13 protein-coding genes and 1 pseudogene are annotated in these 19343 nt (G+C 40.1%); 8 read left to right on the top strand and 6 right to left on the bottom strand.

The window, feature by feature from the left end; all coding sequences use genetic code 11:
* Positions 1 to 162: 162 nt before the first annotated feature.
* On the bottom strand, positions 163 to 1326 hold the full coding sequence (locus NWP22_RS16810; protein ID WP_271734601.1) for a helix-turn-helix domain-containing protein: 1164 nt from the start codon (positions 1324 to 1326) through the stop codon (positions 163 to 165).
* Between the two features lie 578 nt (positions 1327 to 1904).
* Between NWP22_RS16810 and NWP22_RS16815 the strand changes: the two genes are divergently transcribed.
* The 4 genes from NWP22_RS16815 (at position 1905) to NWP22_RS16830 (ending at position 8417) form a co-directional block, all read left to right on the top strand.
* Positions 1905 to 2726 (top strand): transcription factor RcaD, encoded by an 822-nt coding sequence (locus NWP22_RS16815; RefSeq protein ID WP_271734599.1) that lies wholly within the window; start codon positions 1905 to 1907, stop codon positions 2724 to 2726.
* A 46-nt stretch (positions 2727 to 2772) separates the two neighbouring features.
* Positions 2773 to 4866: an ATP-binding protein gene (locus NWP22_RS16820; RefSeq protein WP_271734597.1), complete on the top strand. Its 2094-nt coding sequence runs from the start codon at positions 2773 to 2775 to the stop codon at positions 4864 to 4866.
* A gap of 5 nt (positions 4867 to 4871) precedes the next feature.
* Positions 4872 to 7415, top strand: a complete 2544-nt coding sequence (locus NWP22_RS16825; protein WP_280802132.1) for a DNA translocase FtsK — start codon at positions 4872 to 4874, stop codon at positions 7413 to 7415.
* 117 nt (positions 7416 to 7532) lie between these two features.
* Complete coding sequence (locus tag NWP22_RS16830; protein ID WP_271734593.1) at positions 7533 to 8417, top strand: ParA family protein; 885 nt, start codon at positions 7533 to 7535, stop codon at positions 8415 to 8417.
* 69 nt (positions 8418 to 8486) lie between these two features.
* On the opposite strand, the gene ileS is transcribed toward NWP22_RS16830, so the two are convergent.
* Positions 8487 to 11363, bottom strand: a complete 2877-nt coding sequence (gene ileS / locus NWP22_RS16835) for an isoleucine--tRNA ligase (protein WP_280802133.1) — start codon at positions 11361 to 11363, stop codon at positions 8487 to 8489.
* Positions 11364 to 11514: 151 nt separating this feature from the next.
* Here ileS and NWP22_RS16840 point away from each other — a divergent pair.
* The 3 genes and pseudogenes from NWP22_RS16840 to NWP22_RS16850 all read left to right on the top strand — a co-directional run bounded on the left by NWP22_RS16840 (position 11515) and on the right by NWP22_RS16850 (position 13873).
* Positions 11515 to 11795: pseudogene (locus NWP22_RS16840) on the top strand (type II toxin-antitoxin system HigB family toxin).
* A 159-nt stretch (positions 11796 to 11954) separates the two neighbouring features.
* On the top strand, positions 11955 to 12353 hold the full coding sequence (locus NWP22_RS16845; protein ID WP_271734590.1) for a helix-turn-helix domain-containing protein: 399 nt from the start codon (positions 11955 to 11957) through the stop codon (positions 12351 to 12353).
* 392 nt (positions 12354 to 12745) lie between these two features.
* Positions 12746 to 13873: a three-Cys-motif partner protein TcmP gene (locus NWP22_RS16850; RefSeq protein WP_280802134.1), complete on the top strand. Its 1128-nt coding sequence runs from the start codon at positions 12746 to 12748 to the stop codon at positions 13871 to 13873.
* On the opposite strand, the gene NWP22_RS16855 is transcribed toward NWP22_RS16850, so the two are convergent.
* From NWP22_RS16855 to NWP22_RS16865, 3 genes are all read right to left on the bottom strand, one after another.
* Complete coding sequence (locus NWP22_RS16855) at positions 13863 to 14639, bottom strand: DUF5131 family protein (protein ID WP_280802135.1); 777 nt, start codon at positions 14637 to 14639, stop codon at positions 13863 to 13865. The genes NWP22_RS16850 and NWP22_RS16855 overlap by 11 nt on opposite strands.
* A 392-nt stretch (positions 14640 to 15031) precedes the next feature.
* Positions 15032 to 15748 (bottom strand): Ycf66 family protein, encoded by a 717-nt coding sequence (locus NWP22_RS16860; RefSeq protein WP_280802136.1) that lies wholly within the window; start codon positions 15746 to 15748, stop codon positions 15032 to 15034.
* A 48-nt stretch (positions 15749 to 15796) separates the two neighbouring features.
* On the bottom strand, positions 15797 to 17026 hold the full coding sequence (locus tag NWP22_RS16865) for a cation:proton antiporter (protein ID WP_271734585.1): 1230 nt from the start codon (positions 17024 to 17026) through the stop codon (positions 15797 to 15799).
* Between the two features lie 350 nt (positions 17027 to 17376).
* Here NWP22_RS16865 and gndA point away from each other — a divergent pair, with 350 nt between their 5' ends.
* Positions 17377 to 18807, top strand: coding sequence for an NADP-dependent phosphogluconate dehydrogenase (gene gndA / locus NWP22_RS16870; RefSeq protein WP_200987492.1), 1431 nt, complete (start codon positions 17377 to 17379; stop codon positions 18805 to 18807).
* Positions 18808 to 19004: 197 nt separating this feature from the next.
* Here the strand turns inward: gndA and patX are convergent, their stop codons facing one another.
* A complete protein-coding gene (gene patX / locus NWP22_RS16875; protein WP_271734583.1) occupies positions 19005 to 19238 on the bottom strand; it encodes a heterocyst-inhibiting protein PatX in 234 nt (77 codons plus the stop codon).
* Positions 19239 to 19343 lie beyond the last annotated feature (105 nt).

Here is a 19343-nt window from a genome sequence, read left to right on the forward strand (position 1 = left end):
GGGGAGGGGACTGGATTTTATTGTTTTTTGTGTGTTCCCCAATCCTTCGGTGTTCCCTGTTCCCTGTTCCCTGTTCCCTGTTCCCTAAAATAAAAATTACCTGTGGAGAACTTATCAAACATCCTCTTAGGGACAATTCATCAATTGTCCCTAAAGGGATAATTAATCCCCTAAAATAATATATTTTTTGGGGTCAAAACTAATCAAACCCTGTTGTTGTAATTTTCCCATCAATCGGGTAATTGTTACTCTAGTAGTACAACAAGCACTAGCCATATCTTCATGAGTTAATCGCACACTTAAGCGAGTCCCTTGTGGTACAGGCTCACCTATTTCCTGTTTCAAAAGTTGCAACAGATGATATAGTCTTTCTTCCACCCGACGCTTACCTGTAATAACTAAAAAAGATTCCGTCTGTTGTAAGCGTTGATTAATTTTTGGTAACAGCATATGACTGAGCATTGGGTTAGCTGCTATTTCTGCTACATAAATTGAGCTTAATTCAACATCACACAGGGCTACGGCTTGATAAATGGGTAGAGAGGTCATGTGAGAGCCAAAAATCATGTCTTTGGTAGCTAATCCTATGAATATTTCTTCCCCAGTTTCGCAAAAAGTATTGAGCTTCACTAAGCCCTGGCGTACATACCAAACAACTAAAGGATTGAGGGGAATGCTTTCTCCTTTCAGGTGTTTATATACAGGTCGATCATGAATCAAATCACTCTCATAATTGATCGCTTCTGTTTTCTGTTTCTCACCTTCATTGATATTACGCAACAGCCAACAGAGAAAGTTTACTTTACCCTCTGGGTTACGGACTGCGGACACTTTTAAAGCTGCGTCAAAATACTCACATTCATTTTGTTGTAAGCGGACTCTTAATCTTGTGACTCTGTCCGAGTGGTATAGCTGGCTGAGTTCACCTCGAAAGGGCTGTCTTTCTTCCAGAGGGAGAAAATTAACTATTGCTTGACCTACTAGTAATGGTCTGGAAATGTTGAGTAATTTAGCTGCGGACAGATTCGCTTGTTCGATGATTCCCGCGGTATTAGTCACTAAATAAGCTTCTGGTGCAAAGTCGAATAAATTCTGGTAGCGTTGGCGTTCAGCTTCTAGCCAATTGCTTGTTTGAATCATCTCCTCATTTTGCTGATAAAGTTCCTCTGCTGCTGACCGCACCATTTTGGAGCTACTATAAAGTTCTTTCATAGCTTGGGGTAGCAGTTCAGGCGGAATCCAAGGTAATACGTTAGCTGTTTGGTACAAATCTGCTAAACGGCTATGTAATGCTTCTGCACTTTGAATAAATTGTTCTATATTCACCTTAAATTCTCGTTACTTACTTGCAGAGATTGAGCAAAAAAAGGTCTCCTAGCAGAATACCAGGATAAACTACGCCAGTTTTCAAGCTCCTCAATCATGAAACTAACTTTGAATAAGCAGCAACTATTGTCCATAGGTTCCTTGAATATGTACGTACGTATATTTGACTGCTATACTATTTCTTTAAGGTAACACAAAATAGGGTTCTCAGAAGTTTGGTAAATATAATCTTACAATATTTGTAAATTGTATATTGAAGGTTTTCTACTGGCGATTATTCAGGTGTAGCGATGTGCTTCCATACTATTCAAACTTTAAACTTGTTTACGATCATTGACTTCTACCTTTGGTTATGGGTTTACATATATGTCTAATTACCAACCATGCTCTTACTGATAGCACACTGTTAAATTAGTTTAATTTTTCATAACTAATCCCTCCAGACCCAGAATACACAAGGCGGACTTGATATCAAAGGCTCAGAAGTATTTTTTACCTATACTCCCAGATAACTGAGACTGAATGTTATAATATGTACTGTCAATTTTTCTAGGAAATAGCAAATCAGGCTGACAGGTATGGATACTAATGAGTTAAAGTTTCTGTTAAAATTGCTCGGATGTATAAATTATCGAGCCAGCCTGACTAGTAGTGCTTTTAAAGGTAGTAAACGAACTTGCCAGAGTTTAGGCGATCGCGAGCTGGTAGACTATTCTCGTGAGATTGCTAGCGTTAAAATTCTCCCCCCTGGTCAAGCACTGCTCAAACTTGATTTAACTCAAGTTCCCATTCCAGCCAAAGAACTCAAAGTACTACAGAAGATTGCTAAAACATCCGGTAAAATCACCCCCAGTAAAATCACCTCACTCAAAGCTGCTGAACGAGACACCGTACTACAAACCCTGAATGACCGGGGTTTGATTGCAATTGAACTCAAAATCAAAACAACAAAATCTCAAGTGTGGCTAACTGAAAGAGGAATGGAGTTCTTACGGGATGAATACACCCCCACAGGAACGGCAAATATTAGCCTAGACTTACTCAATAATTACCTCCGGTTTTTGCGCAAGCATTTACGCGGTAATGTAGCTGTAGCGGAAATTACTACTGCAAAAACAACTCTTAATTTTAGTGATGAAGATATTTTACAGATTATTCAACAGTTAGATAAAGAACTAGGTACAAGGAATTACTTACCCATTTTTCACTTACGTCAGAAGTTACAACCGCCACTGTCACGAGATGAACTAGACCAGGCGCTGTATCGGTTGCAAAAAACTGACAAAATTGAATTGAGTTCATTGTTAGATCCTACACGGTACACCACACAAGAAATTAATGCAGGTATTCCGCAAAACGTCGGTGGTTCCTTGTTCTTTATAATTGTGAACGACCAATAGATACATTAGTTTATCAATCAAGTTCGCTCCCTCACCTGAATCAATTATGGCATCTATTAACGACATTATTAAACGCGAAGTTAACCCCTTTGACTTAGTAAACTTGAGGACGGGTAATTTTTGGGGTCAAAGTCAAGAGTTAAACTCTATGGTTGAGTCAATCCATCAAGAGGTAATCACAGAAACTGAAAACCTGCTGAATTTAGTAGTTAAAGATAATAGTAGTCGGACAATTTTACTTATAGGTGATTCTGGTTCCGGTAAAAGCTATCTTTTAGGTAGAGTCAAGCGTCAACTCAACCCAAAGGCTTTTTTTGCTTATATAACTCCCTGGGTAGATGATAATTATATTTGGCGTCATATCTTACGAGCTACCGTTGACAGTTTAATTCAGGTACCAGATGGACAGCAAGAATCTCAACTAATTCTGTGGCTGAAAAATTTATCAGCCTTCACTCAAGGAAACTTAAAAAATAAACCATTTAATGATAGTATTTGGCAATTATTGCTAAATGATCGTCAAAAATTTATTAAACAACTGAAAAGAAAGTATCAAACTGCTGGTATTTACAACCCAGATCATTATTTTGGAGTTCTACATGACCTCACAGATCCAGAACTTTATCCCCTCGCTTGCGAGTGGTTGAGAGGTGATGACTTAAGTGAAGAATCAATGCAGACTTTAAGAGTTAAGCAATGTATTGACACAGAAGATGCAGCCAAGCAGATTTTGGCTAACTTTGGTAAAATATCCACCGCTACTCAGCCCATTGTTTTATGTTTTGATCAGGTAGAAAGTATACCCAATTTCTTATCTAATCCGCAATCCATATTTAGGGTAAACACTACTATTCATAATGAAAATATCTACAATTTTCTCATAATAATTACCTTAGTGTTAGATCCTTGGAAGCAAACGCGGGATCATATTCCCGAATCTGACCGAGCGAGAATCGATAGAGAAATATTCCTAAAACAGATTGACCTCAAACAAGCAGAAGCACTGTGGTACTACCAGTTACAAACAATATATCAACAAGCCCAACCCCAGCCGGAATCACCTATTTTTCCCTTAAATATTCAATTATTAGAGAAAAATTTCCCCGGTGGTAAAACTAATCCCCGAAATGCGTTAATGTTGGGAAGGTCAGAGTACCAAAAATATAAAGTTTCCCTTTTGAATATTGGACAAACTATATTAATTGACCTACCACAACAGCCACAAAAACAGCCCATAAATTTTAAAGTCAGAAAGAATGATTTTTCTGGGAGCTTCGATTCTGAGGAGAAAGATCGGGCGGAATTTCAATTATTATGGCAACAAGAATATAAAAAGTATCAAGGGAAATTGAGTAAAATTTCCTTATTGTCATCTCCTGAGTTAGTGCGGATGCTGCAAGAAGCATTAGAAGCATTACAATTGCAGTCCGTAAAATCTAAAATGATTGCAGGTAAATATGCGAGCTATTCCTTGAGTTATCAACATCGTGGTAGTAGACAAAAAATAGGTGTTGTATGGACAGAAGATTCTAACATGATGAATTTCTTCCATGTAATGAACGCCTGTGATAAAGCAGTTCAGCAAAATCTATGTCAGAAACTTGTCCTAATTAGAATTAGTAATGTAGGAAAACCACAACTGAAATCTTATGAGATCTATAGCCAGATTTTTAACAATACTCAACATATTCACATTAAACCGACTATTCAATCAGTGCATCACTTAGCTACTTACCATTCTTTAGTTAATTCGGCACTTTGCCAAGAATTATTTATAGGGAAGAAAAACATTAATTTACAGACATTACAAAGCTTTATCCGTGAGTGTAAAGTATTGCACAAATGTGTTTTACTGCAAGATTTAGGAATTATTACCAAACCTGAACCTAATGATGATAGCAACTTTAATAGAAATGCTAAACAAGATTTCAGACCAATCAAAGAGTTTTTATTAAATGTCATCACAACCCAAGCTTTTCTGGGTGTCCCTATTCTAATTTCCCAAGCAGCAAGTCAGTTTCCCAATCTCAAAGAAACTGAAACTCACCTATTAATTGATTTATTATGTCAGGAAAAGAAAGTAAAAATTGTTAACCCCCATGCTGAAGTGAAAGAACAAGTGATTTGTTTACTTAATTAAAGTTAATGCAGTACCTCACAGACCCAGGCGAAATTAAATATGTAATATCTGAGTTAGCATCTACAAAACTCCTATGGGTAGATACAGAAATTGCAGATTGGTACACTCAAAATACCCGGTTATCCCTAATTCAGGTGTTAGCTGACTCTAAAGATTTAACAGGGGTATCTGCTTATATTCTGGATGTATTAGATCAATATCATTTAGCCACAAAGTTTATTAATCAAATCATGGTTAATTCTAGTATTGAAAAGGTTTTTCACAATGCTAGTTTTGACCTGAGGTATTTAGGGGGAGAACTAGCAACTAATGTTACCTGTACCCTAAAAATAGCCAGAAAAATTACCCGTGAACGTTTGCAAGTTTCTAATTTAAAACTGAAAACCTTAGCATCAGAACTTTGTCACTTTGTCAATGTAGATGCGGAATCAGGAGCAAGCGACTGGGGAATACGCCCCCTGAGCGAAAAGCAATTACAATATGCAGCTATGGATACAGTGTATTTAGCTGCTGTACATCGGAGTTTATTAGATATGGAAAATAATATTTCAGAACCGGTAAAAGAAAGACCTTCTCACCCCTCCTTAAATCCTACTAAGGTGAGAATCGCTTTTGAATGTCCGCGGCTTTTTTATTTAAATCATAAATTTGGCGACTCAGCAATATTTTTACCCCCTGATACTCCTAGAGGTATTGGTAACCACTTTCACAAATTAGCAGATGAGTTGATCAAACTAGCTTTAGTAGAACCTGAATTTCAGACTTTATTTGAGCCAGAATCATACTTGCTAAATATAGAGGAGGTTGCCTCTAGAATGCAAGGAATATTTTATAAATTAATATTTTACCCATACTTAGAAAGAGTAATCCAAAACTACCCTGATACAGTAGTAATTTTATTAAAAGTTTGGGAGGGCTTACAGGGACTGATTAAACGCTTTGCACAGTTGTTAATCGCTAATCGTAGTTATTGCGATGGAGAAAGTTTAATTAGTCAGACTTTCATATCTGGAGAATCCAGCCTTGAGCATTACTTTACTTTACCTGATGGCAGACAGCAACGGGTGAGGGGGGAATTTGATTGCTTAGTTTTTAACTTGGCTAAAAAACGTTTGTGTGTGGTAGAATTTAAGACCTATCAGCCTGTAGACCCATCGGCGCAATTAGCCCAGGTTTCACTTTATAGTTATATGCTATGGCAAACTAAAAAGGTGGCTGTGGATGCATCGGTTTATTGTGTTTTACCGGAGTTTAAAGAATATCAATATTCTTGGGAACAGCTAGAAAGTACAATACATCAACTGATTCCCTACAAATTATTACAGATGCAGCAATGGTTGAGTTGGGAACCACCCCAACCCGATGGGCCACCTGTAACAACTCAGGTTCATTTGTGTGAAATTTGTCCCCAGCAGCAAAAGTGTGGGACTTTTTTTAGTGTGGTTCCTGAAAACAGGGACAATCAAGTTACTCAAGATCATACTTGGGAAAATAATAGAGGAGAGTCTGTAAATGCTGATGCTATTGGGGAGGATTTAGTTAATACTCTGCAATCTTTTAAAGTACCCGTGGAGTACCAGGGTGCGGCGATTGGTCCAGCTTTTATCAGGGTGAAGCTTAAACCTGATTTAGGTGTAAAAGTCAATGCCATTATGAAATTATCAGCAGATTTACAAGTACACTTGGGTTTAGAACGACCGCCTTTGATTGCTCCCCAAGCTGGTTATGTCAGCATTGATTTACCACGTCCACAGCGTCAAGTTGCTAGATTTGAAACATATATTCAACAGGAATTTTTACCACCCACAGTACCGATAAAAATCGCTATGGGGGTGAGTATAGAAGGAGATTTGATAGAGGCTGATTTATCCGATGCGAATACTTGTCACTTTTTGGTAGGTGGTACTACTGGGAGCGGTAAAAGTGAGTTTTTGCGATCGCTCCTCTTAAGTTTACTATATCATCATTCTCCCCAACATCTGAAAATTGCACTAGTTGACCCCAAAAGAGTCACATTCCCAGAATTTGAGCAAATCCCCTGGTTATATTCTCCTGTAGTCAAAGACAGCGATCGCGCTGTAGAACTCATGGAAGAATTAGTTACAGAAATGGAATCTCGTTACCACAAATTGGAGAACGCCAGATGTCCTGATTTGATCACCTATAATCAAAATTCCCCCCACCCTTTACCCCGTATTGTCTGCATCTTTGATGAATATGCCGACTTTATGGCAGAAAAAGCAGTCCGTAAAGTATTAGAATTAAGTATAAAACGTTTGGGAGCAATGGCTAGAGCTGCAGGTATACATCTAATTATAGCCACACAGCGCCCAGAAGCGGGTATTGTTACCCCCATTATCCGTTCTAACTTACCGGGAAGAATCGCCCTGCGAACTGCTAGCGAAGCTGACTCAAAAATTGTCCTGGGAGGGACAGAAACATCTGCTGCTTACCTGTTGGGTAAAGGTGATTTGCTTTACCAGATAGGGGCGCAAATGCAGCGACTACAGAGCTTGTATGCTCAAAAGATTTACATACCCTCATTTTAAGCTGTAAAATAAGTTTCCCAAAATATGCCAAAAATATTAACTTTATACAAGTTTTAATTATTGAGTAACAGTGTACCCTACCTAAATATGGGAACGCGTCATCAGAGGAATTCACCAATGGGATATATTATAGCTACTGCAAATATGAAAGGCGGCGTTGGTAAAACCACCCTTACAGTCAACATCGCCACCTGTTTAGCGCAAAATCACGGTAAGCGGGTACTTGTCTTAGATTTAGACAGCCAAATCAGTGCTACACTTAGCATGATGTCTCCTTTAGAGTTTGCTAAACTTCGCAAACACCGCAAAACATTTAGATATTTAATAGACCAAATTATCAACCCTGAACCAGACGCAAAACTGACAATTCATGATATTATCCAAGCTCAGGTTTGTAATCTTCCTGGACTAGATTTATTACCCGGAGATATTGACTTATATGATGAATTTGTTGTGTCAGAAATGCTGCACCAACAAGCAATAGCTTTAGGTGAACAAGATTTTGAAACTGTATGGAATCGCTTTGAAAGAGTCCTGATCAATAATATTTTAAAACCAGTGCGTGATGAGTATGATTTCATCCTTTTAGATTGTGCGCCGGGCTATAATTTATTAACCCGGAGTGCTTTAGCAGCGAGTGACTTTTACATTCTCCCCGCTAAACCCGAACCCTTATCTGTGGTTGGTATCCAGCTATTAGAACGACGTATTGGTCAATTAAAGGACAGTCACGAACAAGAAGCCAAAATAGATATCAAAATGCTGGGAATTGTCTTTACAATGGCTAGTTCTAATCTTCTCAACGCTAGATATTATCGACAAGTAATGCACCGCGTCATTGAAGACTTTGGTGTAGAACAAATTTGTAAAGCCCAAATACCAGTTGATATGAATGTCGCCAAAGCTGTGGATAGTTTTCTACCTGTAGTTTTAAATGCGCCTCAGTCATCAGGTTCCAAAGCATTTAATCAATTAACTCAGGAATTATTACAGAAGTTGTAACGGGGTTCCATGGGTTTTACCCCACCCTCAGACATCCTCTGAGGGTGGGGGGTGAGATTCTGTATTTGATTAAAACTCTCCTGCTAAAGCTGGGATACAACGCTCACACAGTAGGGGGTGTTCTGCTGATTCTCCTACATGGGTAGAATAATTCCAACAGCGATCGCATTTTTTCCCCTCCGCATCTACTACCCCAATTCCCCAGCTATCAGATTGCAAATTGTATTTTAAATCTGCTAATGCTTCTGGAGTCTCTAATAGTTCCACTTGGGAAGTAATAAACAGATAGCGCAGTTCATCAATACCATTACCATTGTCAGAATCCAGTTTTTTCACCAGGGAACGTAATTGATCATCCTTCACGTACAGCAAAACCTTTGCTTCCAGGGAGGAACCAATCATTTTTTCTACCCTAGCTTGTTCTAACACCTTATTCACATCATTGCGAACTTGGCGCAATTCTTGCCAAAATTCCGCTAAATCAGGATTTAACCATTTTTCATCTACCTGTACCCAGCCAGATTCAAACACTGACTTATAGGGTGTATGGTAGGGGATAAATTGCCAGATATCCTCAGCAGTGTGACATAAAACCGGAGCGATCGCCCGTGCTAAATTCTCCAAAGCAATTTGCAACACCGTTTGACAACTGCGACGGCGCAAAGAATTCGGCGCACTGATGTATAACCTATCCTTAGCAACATCTAAATAGAAATTGGATAAATCCACCACACAGAAATTCTGGACAGTTTGGAAAAAGCGGAAGAATTGGAAACTCTCAAAAGCTGTGGTAACTTCTGTAAACACCTCAGTCATCCGGTGTAACATATAGCGGTCAATTTCTGCTAAATCATCCAGAGGTACTGCGTCCGTTTCCGGGTCAAAATCATCTAAGCTACCCAACAAAAACCGCGCTGTATTGCGAATTTTGTTCCTCACATCAGCCAATTGCTTAATGATATTACTACCCAGACGCACATCAGCAGAATAGTCAACCGAAGACACCCACAAACGCAGCACATCAGCACCATAAGCAGGTTCCTTCTTCTGGTCTTTACCGCCATTGATCACAATTTGCGGGTCAACCACATTCCCCACAGACTTACTCATTTTTCGCCCCTGTTCATCTAAAACAAAGCCGTGAGTCAGTACAGTTTTATAAGGTGCAACACCATTTACAGCTACACTAGTCAACAAACTTGACTGGAACCAACCCCGGTGTTGGTCAGAACCTTCCAAATACATATCAGCAGGATAGCTTAACTCTGGACGTTGTTTAGCCACCGCCGCCCAAGAAGACCCAGAATCAAACCATACATCCATGGTATCAGTACCCTTGCGGTAAGACTTACCATTATGGCGGTAAGACTCCGGTAACAACTCCTCCACCGACATTTCCCACCAAGCATCAGAACCTTTTGCAGCGATAATACCTTGAACGTGCTTGATAGTTTCCTCATTTAGCAGTGCTTCCCCCGTCCCTTGATCATAGAACACCGGGATAGGGACACCCCAAGTCCGTTGACGGGAAATACACCAGTCAGAACGCTCCGCCACCATGGGCGTAATGCGATTTTCCCCTTGGGCTGGAATCCATTTTACACCAGCGATCGCCTTTAAAGCTGCTTCCCTAAAACCAGCCACCGAAGCGAACCATTGTTCAGTCGCCCGAAAAATTGTAGGTTTTTTTGTCCGCCAATCATAGGGATACTTGTGGGCGTAGGGTTCCTCTTTCAACAAAGAACCAGCAGCAGTCAAAGCATCAATTACCGCCTGATTTCCCTCACCCAAAACATTTAACCCAGCAAAACCACCCGCCTCCTGAGTAAAATTACCATGATCATCCACGGGAGCAAGGATTGGCAAACCATAACGCTGACCCACAATGTAGTCTTCTTGACCATGACCGGGGGCAGTATGTACTAACCCAGTACCGGACTCAGTGGTAATATAATCACCACCCACCACCACGGGACTTTCCCGGTCAAACAAAGGATGACGATAAGTAGTATGTTCTAAAATCTGCCCATCAAAAGTGGCTCTCACAGCCAAATCCACAGCCAAAATAGCAGACAAACGCTCTACCAAATCAGCCGCTACAATCAAAAACTCTCTGTGCGACAGTGGGTCTGTGGGTGAAACCTCCACCACAGCATAACTCAAATCACCATTTACCGCCACAGCCAAATTCCCCGGAATAGTCCAAGGGGTCGTAGTCCAAACAGCCACAGACAAATGAGGTAAAAATTCACCCAAAACAGGTTTAGCCGCCTCAGACAGACCTGTTACCGGGAAAGCTGCATAGATACTGCGGGAAACATGACCTTCTGGGTATTCCAACTCCGCCTCAGCTAGAGCAGTTTTAGAACTAGGGCTCCAGTGAACCGGCTTCAAACCGCGATAGATGTATCCTTTTAACACCATATCGCCGAACACCCCAATCTGTGCCGCTTCATATTCCGGCTTCAGAGTCAAATAGGGATGTTCCCAGTTACCCCACACACCGTACCGTTTAAAACATTCCCGTTGGTCATCTACCGTAGCTAAAGCAAACTCTTTCGCCTTTTGTCGCAGTGTCAAAGGCGTTAAATTTTGCCGTTCTGCTGACTTCATGTTTTGCAGAACTTTCAACTCAATAGGAAGACCGTGACAATCCCATCCAGGAATGTATCTAACCTTACGTCCTCTCAGTAATTGGTAGCGGTTAATAATATCTTTGAGAATTTTATTTAAGGCATGACCAATATGCAATGAGCCATTGGCGTAGGGAGGCCCATCATGGAGTATAAATAATTCGCCGGGGTTTTCCTGCGACAGGCGATCGTAAATCTGATTTTCTGCCCAGAATTTTTGAATTTCGGGTTCCCGCTTCATCGCGTTAGCCCGCATCTCAAATTGAGTCTTGGGTAAGTTTACCGTATCTTTGTAGCTTCCAGGTTCTGTCACAGTCTCATGCCTATGATTATATATGCAAGTTATCCCATCAATTATAGAAGATGGGCATGGATACCGAGAAATCACCTTGACAATTAGTTCTCAAAATGAGAACCTAAATTAAGTGAGACAAAAAACATCTAGTTTGATATAAACCGGCAAAATGCACCTAATCAGCATTCGCAACTTACGAGCTGATGCTAGTAAATACCCAGATGCAGTAGAACCTATTAACTCTTGGTATCAAGTTGTGAAATCTGCATCATGGCACAAGTTTACCCCACAGCAGATGTGGTCAGCAATTTTACAGTATTCAATATTAAAGGTAATGCCTATCGCCTCATTGTGAGTATTGATTATGAAATTCAAACAGTTTATTACAAATATTTTTTAACCCACGCTGAATATAGTAAAGATAAATGGAAAAATGACCCTTTCTTTTGAGAACTAGATATAATTATTATATAATAATATATTAGATTGATAACTGTTAACTTTCATACTTACTTTTGTGGATTGAAGTAAGCCATGATACGGGTCTCCGCCGATAACGGGGGAAAATCCTCCTAATGTTGGGTCGCCGCCAAGCGGGCGCAAAGGAATATGACGACTTCTTTTAACAGAATCACTTACAGTCAACTTCTGCTAGAGTATCAACCTCAAGTTATCACCACAGAAAAAGAATGCGATCGCGCTTTAAAAACAGTTGAGCAATTAATGGCCTGTAAACAACGTACGCCAGAGCAAACTGCTATACTAGAGCTTTTAGTAACTCTTATTGAAGAATTTGAAAACAAGCAGTATCCCATTGAAGCATCGTCCCCTTGTGCAATTCTGAAGCACTTAATGGATGTTCAGGGAATTAAACAATCTGACTTAGTAGGAATTATTGGCTCGAAAGGAGTTGTTTGCGAAGTTGTCAATGGGAAAAGAGCAATTAGTAAAGGTCAAGCCAAAGCTTTAGGAGAATTTTTTAATGTTTCTCCAGCATTGTTTATCTAGCAGTATAATTAGGTGGGTTTGATACCCTCCTGGGCTAGAAGCCGGGTAATTCTTCAAGACTCCACAAATAACCCTTCAATGGTGCTATCAAAGACACCCTACTGCTTCGGCTGAGGTCTAAACCTAGCTTTCTTGCTACTTTTCTTAAAATATTAGTTGCAACCTTGGCAACAAGTCAAACTATAGTCATCCTATTTGACTTGAGAAATTATCAGTGAGGAAAGGGAACAGGGAACAGGGAACAGGGAACAGGGAACAGGGAACAGAAATTGTTCATGAATCATTTAGGATTGCTATATATCATATTCAATAATAAACTGCATTATTTTTTAGACATCTATTAATAACTTATATATTATAATATTTACTAGTTTGACATAGAGTAATTACGTATGGCTGGTGATTCCTTCTTTGATGAACAGACAGAGCAATCTTTAATTAAAGCCAGAATTGTAGAAAAATATCTACCGGCTTGGGCGAAAGTAATTATACCACATGCAAAAAAAAGAGGTTCTCAAATTGCCTACATCGACCTTTTTGCTGGACCTGGTAGATATGAAAATGGTTCTAAATCAACACCAATCAAAGTTTTAGAAACCGCAATTGCTGACCCAGATATGCGAAATATGCTGAAGACATTATTTAATGATGCTAATTCTCAGCATACTAATTCTCTGCAATCAGCTATCAATGCAATTCCTGGTATTCAAAACTTAAAATATCAACCTAACGTCATCAATTACGAAGTAGGAGAAAATATTGTTCAAACATTTAAACAGCTAAATTTAGTTCCTACATTATTCTTTGTAGATCCTTGGGGATACAAAGGATTGTCATTAGAACTTATCAACTCAGTCGTCAGAAACTGGGGCTGTGATTGCCTTTTCTTTTTTAATTACAATCGGATTAGCATGGGGTTAGGTAATCCATTAGTTGAAGAGCATATAAATGCACTATTTGGAAAAACAAGAGCAGATAAACTACGTTTACAACTACAAGCACTCAAGCCAGGAGAAAGGGAGTTAACAATCTTAGAGGCTATATGCGAAGCTCTGCAAGCAATGGGTGGTAAGTATGTTTTACCCTTTTGTTTTAAAAATGAAACCGGAAATCGTACAAGCCATCATTTAATTTTCGTCAGTAAGGAATTCATGGGATATAAAATAATGAAAGAGATAATGGCTAAAGAGAGTTCTGAAGAAAATCAAGGCGTACCATCTTTTGAATATAACCCAGCTACTTCTATGCAACCATTGCTGTTTGAACTTAGTCGTCCTCTAGATGAATTAGAACAAATGCTCCTAGATGAATTTGCAGGAAAAACAATCACCATGGAAAAAATTTATCTACAGCATAATGTAGGTAAACGCTACATTGAAAAGAATTACAAAGCCGCTCTGAAAAATCTTGAATCCCAAGGAAAAATCACAGCAGAACCACCTGCTAATCAAAGACAAAAAAAAAATGGGGAAGTTACCTTTGCAGATGGAGTTAGAGTTACCTTTCCACCTAAGCAGTAAGCCCTAAACTTTCTTTTTTAACTCTTAATTTCTGTGGAGATACACCCCATTGCTGATGGTGTTTTTGCCAAGCATTAGGCATTTCATCCCAGATTTTACCATCTAGTAACTTACCACCAGCTTTAGAAGTTCTTCCACCAACTTGCTTAAAGAAAAATGCTACTTCAGCTTTTTGACATTGGTCACGAATATCCTCAGCCCACTCCATTTTCATAGGACGATGTTTTTGTCCTGACTCTCCCCCAACTATAACCCAATCAATATTTTTTAAGTTCAGGTTCAATGAACCTAAAAGTGGTTCACATGAAAGAAACCTGACATTTGCAGCAACTTGACGCAGCAAATCAACGCGGTGGACATAATTTTGATTTTCTACGGATACACCCAACCATATATTTTTGTGGAATTGTAAATTAGGTGCTAACTCAACTAAACGTTCAGGTCTTTTTGTTAAGATTTGATATATGTGCCAAGGTGTAACCTCAATAACTTTGAATACTTTTTGTATAAAATCTAGAGGTACTTCTTCGTGAAAAAGGTCACTCATGGAATTGACAAAAATTCTGCTAGGGGTTCTCCACCTTAAAGGTTCTAGCAACCTGTCGGGATGTAAAGTTAAATTAAATCCATTTCTAAAATTATTAGGAAACCGTTTAGTCAAAGCCTCTGCGTAGCAATGTAAACATCCTGGACTAACTTTATCGCACCCAGTTGTGGGATTCCAAGTTTTATCAGTCCACTCAATACCTGTGTGTGTACTAGACATGATTATTTAACCTGATAATTATTAATTTGGCTTAATTATTTTAAATGCTTGTAATTCATCTGTACTATAGTATAGCAGAGTTTTGAATTAAGAAATTACTCTAACTATTTTTTTATACAGGAAGATGAGCCAAAATGAATCAAAATACACCCAAATTACTAGAGGTAGTAGCACTTAAATAAAGTACACATCTTAATATCATAAATCTTGTGGGGTGGGCATCTTGCCCGCCCTTGTATCTACTCAGATGAAATCTGCTGTAAATTAATGATATTATTTGCTTTTAGTTCTCACAAAACTCGATAGTTACCAGTAGCAATAAATTTAAACAAATGAAGTAAAACCCAGCACACGAAAGCTTAGAAGCTTTCATGTTTTGGGTTTAATCCAAGTCAACCAGCTTGATTAGTAGGTGGTATTTGTTCTACTGGCGCTTCCGCAGGGGGCGCAAGTGCTGCATCCGGTGCAATTTCCTCAGCAGGAAGCGATGGTTTTTCTTCCGTCTCAGGTTGTGCTGCAGCTACCATTTCCGCAGGTGGGGGATTTGGTGGAGTTGGTTCTGGGACTTCCTGGGTTGGAACTTGTTCTGCTGGTGGTGCGTCTGGTGTCACCGCAGTTTTATCAATAATCTCTACTAGAGGTTTCTGGGGTGGTGTAGAGTTGGTTGGCTCCATCTTAGGAGTTTCAGGGGTTTTCCGGGCGATCGCCTCTTGTCCCTTGTCTTGTGCGCCGCTAAATATCTTACTAATACTTTGTTGTACCTGAGCCAGCCTATCTGGGAGAGATAACTTAGTTATTTGCTCCTGAATCCCAGTTTTTATGGTTTCAGCACTGGGGACTGGGGTTTGTGCTGTTTGGGGGGTGACTTGGCGACGTAATGAAAAAGTTTGCCACCCAAACCAAACTAACAGAGCGACGCTAGCTATATGACCCAGTAATAAGCCTCCAGAAATGTGCGGAGCAAACACCCATAACACTAAACCATAGAAAAGTCCCACACCACTCCAGATAAAATCATTTTTACGGTGGATTTCCGGAAACAAGAAAGCTGTTATATAAATGGCTAAACTACCTAGTCCAACCACAAAAGCTAGAATATATGCCAGCATTTTTGGTTACTCCTTATTGCATCAGGGGTTTTAAACCCATTTTTGTCATCATTCTCCTGTTTGTGTTTGTGGCCATTGCTCCAACATTCGGTGCACAATCAGAGGCGTGGCGACACTAGTCAAACCACATACAACAACCATAGCAGCAAATACCTGTGGAGAAATTACCCAATTTCCTAATGATAGACCTCGTTGCATGATAATTAGGGTAATTTCGGCTCTGGGAACCAAACTCACACCTAGTAATGTCGCTCCGACCCATCCACTCATAAATACAGCAGGTACTGTAGCACCAATAATTTTACCTAGTACGGCTACAATTAACAGAGCGCCACCCAGACCGAAAGCCGTTATTAAGGCGTTAGGTTCAATTTGCAAACCGATACCAATAAAAAAAAACGGCACAAAAAATTCATAAAGTGTACTGAATGAAGTATCTAATTTGACAGCTTCAGGGTCGCGGCTAAACACGAGTCCAGCAAAGAATGCGCCGATGGCAACGGAAAATCCCAATAAACCAGCGATCGCAGCAATCATGAATCCAATGCTGGCAACAGTCAACATTGGATCTGGGGGTTTTTCTATTCTCCTGAGAAAAACTGTAACTGCCTCCTCACAATACCTGGAAAATACATAACAGATAGTGGCAAATAATATAGATTTCAGCAAGAAACCTCCTGCTGTTTTAACTATAACGGGTAAGATAGAACCGTTGGCACTCTCTTCTAACATAGGTGCGATCGCAAACAGCAATGCCATCAAAATCACACCGGAAATATCATCCATTTCGGCTACATCTAGCATTAGCTGACCGTTGGGGGAGTCTGTCGCTTTCTGTTCCTGCCAAACCCCAACGGCTACCCCTACACTGGTAGCGGTCATGGCAGTACTGACAAACAAACTGGAAATTAAACTTAGTTGCAGCCACCAGTAGCAGACAACAAAAGCAAGTGAGCCACTCACTAAAACATCACCCGCCCAGACGATGCTGGCACGGTAAAGTTGGCGGATTAGTCCGGCTAGGTCACTTTCTAATCCCACTCGGAATAGTAAGATAATGATGCCTAATTTTGCCAAGAAGTCAAAAATTTCTTCTCCCTCTGGGGAAAGGATATGCCATTGATGATCAATCAGGCGCAGGACAAATCCTACTACTAAATAGCCAACCAAAGCAGGAACACCAATGCTTTCTAAACCAGACTTGATGAAAATGGCGATCGCAATTGCTATACCCACCAGTAACACCAATAATGGTAGTGCCTGTAAGGATTCATTCATATAGGCTGTCCTGACTGTTTTTGATTTGTTGACCTTCTACTATGTCTAAAGCAATGGAGAGGGTTAACTCATCCTCTATATGAAAGAAATTGATTTAATCAACTACCCCGCCCCATCAGCTGATGGGGAATTCCCCGAGTTTAGTTAACATTGTCATTTCCTGATTTTGTACTTAAGTAACAAGTATACAAAATTGACTGGAATACTGAGAGTTGCAACAACTATTTCCTTGTGTTAATTATAGATTCTCACTGTTTATTCAAGTCTTAAGGTCTTCTTTAGGAGATCAGCCAAAATCTCGGTCTACCCTAAAGATAAAAGGATCTGCAAGAGTTAGCCAAACATAATTTATGACACTACAAAGCTTTGGTGTGATTGGATTAGCCGTAATGGGTGAAAATATAGCTCTTAACGTCGAGCGTAATGGCTTCCCAATTGCAGTTTATAACCGCTCCAGAGAAAAAACCGACGCGTTTATGGCGCAGCGTGCACCAGGAAGGAACGTCAAAGCCGCCTTTACCCTAGAAGAATTTGTTGCATCATTAGAACGCCCCCGCAAAATCCTGGTGATGGTGCAAGCTGGTAAGCCAGTAGATGCAGTAATTGCCCAACTCAAACCTTTACTAGATGAAGGCGATATCATTATCGATGGTGGTAACTCTTGGTTTGAAGATACAGAACGCCGGACTCAGGAATTAGAACCTGTGGGACTGCGGTTTATTGGTATGGGTGTGAGTGGCGGTGAAGAAGGCGCTTTGAATGGCCCTTCACTTATGCCTGGTGGTACACCCAGCTCCTATGAATATCTCTCCCCAATTTTAAACAAGATTGCCGCCCAAGTCGATGATGGCCCTTGTGTAACCTATATTGGCCCTGGTGGTTCTGGCCATTATGTCAAAATGGTACACAACGGTATTGAGTATGGTGATATGCAGTTAATTGCAGAAGCCTACGACCTGCTGAAAAATGTGGCTGGGTTAAGTGCAAGTCAGTTACATGAGGTGTTCACTGAGTGGAACACCACCGATGAACTTAATTCCTTTTTGATTGAGATCACATCTAATATTTTCCCTTACGTTGACCCCGAAACCAAGAAACCCTTGGTAGATTTAATTGTTGACGCAGCTGGTCAAAAGGGAACTGGACGTTGGACTGTACAAACTGCTTTGGAATTGGGTGTGGCTATTCCCACAATTACCGCAGCAGTTAACGCCCGCATTATGTCTTCTATTAAAGATGAACGGGTAGCAGCATCTCAGAGCCTCACAGGTCCTAGTGCTAAGTTTGATGGGGATGTGAAGGATTTTGTCAATAAGGTGCGTGATGCTCTTTATTGTTCTAAAATCTGTTCTTATGCTCAGGGTATGGCGCTGTTATCTACAGCTTCCCAGACTTATAAATGGGATTTGACTCTGAGTGAAATGGCTCGGATTTGGAAAGGTGGCTGTATTATTCGTGCTGGCTTCTTAAATAAAATCAAGAAGGCTTTTAACGAAAATCCTGCATTACCTAATCTGTTGTTGGCTCCCGAATTTAAGCAAACTATTCTCGACAGACAAGATGCTTGGCGGGAAGTGATTATGACAGCTGCAAAAGTGGGTATCCCAGTACCTGCTTTTAGTGCATCCTTGGATTATTTTGACAGCTATCGCCGCGATCGCCTACCTCAAAATCTCACTCAAGCGCAACGGGACTACTTCGGCGCACATACTTACAAGCGTCTTGACAAGGAAGGAACATTCCACACTGAGTGGGTTCCCATTGCTGAAGCCAAAAAGTAAGTTCTCCAGCCTTAACCAGATTATCTGGTAACATACTTAAAAGTGACTCTGAACTTCAGAGTCACTCCGTATACATACATATCAGCGCTTCATCCCATCATTCAGTATTTACCCCTACCAGACAATTACCGCAGGCTTGTTGAGGATTTGATCCGGGTGCTTTTCACTTCTGACCGAACAGATAGGCCACTCTTCGGTCAACCATCAATACCCTGCTCTTCTATGCTATTGATACGCCCACTACCCCGGTGTGGTATGGGTTTTTCTCGGTCATTAGCTCGCGCTTGATATGCAGATGAATCTGAGTAGAACTGTTGCGAACTAGAAGAAAATAACAACATCTCAGATGAGAGATTTGCCTTTGCCTGGTAGCTAACAGCTAATACACTGAAAACCAAACTCGGAACCAAAAGTGAAATCGTAGCTCCCATAATAGATGTTTATTTTAGGACTCTCTGACTAATACTACTGTTTTTCTGGTAGAGTTTCCGGAAAAATCCTCAAAAGGTAGTCAGCTTTACTGAAAAAAAAATCAG

The organism is Anabaenopsis tanganyikae CS-531 (genome assembly GCF_029891675.1).
In the GTDB taxonomy this organism is placed as follows: Bacteria; Cyanobacteriota; Cyanobacteriia; order Cyanobacteriales; family Nostocaceae; genus Anabaenopsis; species Anabaenopsis arnoldii.

Bases quoted from the DNA above. Each gene is read 5' to 3' on its own strand.
- NWP22_RS16830 (WP_271734593.1), top strand. From the start codon at position 7,533: ATGGGATATATTATAGCTACTGCAAATATGAAAGGCGGCGTTGGTAAA.
- NWP22_RS16820 (WP_271734597.1), top strand. From the start codon at position 2,773: ATGGCATCTATTAACGACATTATTAAACGCGAAGTTAACCCCTTTGAC.
- NWP22_RS16855 (WP_280802135.1), bottom strand. From the start codon at position 14,639: ATGTCTAGTACACACACAGGTATTGAGTGGACTGATAAAACTTGGAAT.
- NWP22_RS16850 (WP_280802134.1), top strand. From the start codon at position 12,746: ATGGCTGGTGATTCCTTCTTTGATGAACAGACAGAGCAATCTTTAATT.
- NWP22_RS16815 (WP_271734599.1), top strand. From the start codon at position 1,905: ATGGATACTAATGAGTTAAAGTTTCTGTTAAAATTGCTCGGATGTATA.
- NWP22_RS16845 (WP_271734590.1), top strand. From the start codon at position 11,955: ATGACGACTTCTTTTAACAGAATCACTTACAGTCAACTTCTGCTAGAG.
- NWP22_RS16865 (WP_271734585.1), bottom strand. From the start codon at position 17,026: ATGAATGAATCCTTACAGGCACTACCATTATTGGTGTTACTGGTGGGT.
- gndA (WP_200987492.1), top strand. From the start codon at position 17,377: ATGACACTACAAAGCTTTGGTGTGATTGGATTAGCCGTAATGGGTGAA.
- NWP22_RS16860 (WP_280802136.1), bottom strand. From the start codon at position 15,748: ATGCTGGCATATATTCTAGCTTTTGTGGTTGGACTAGGTAGTTTAGCC.
- patX (WP_271734583.1), bottom strand. From the start codon at position 19,238: ATGGGAGCTACGATTTCACTTTTGGTTCCGAGTTTGGTTTTCAGTGTA.
- NWP22_RS16825 (WP_280802132.1), top strand. From the start codon at position 4,872: ATGCAGTACCTCACAGACCCAGGCGAAATTAAATATGTAATATCTGAG.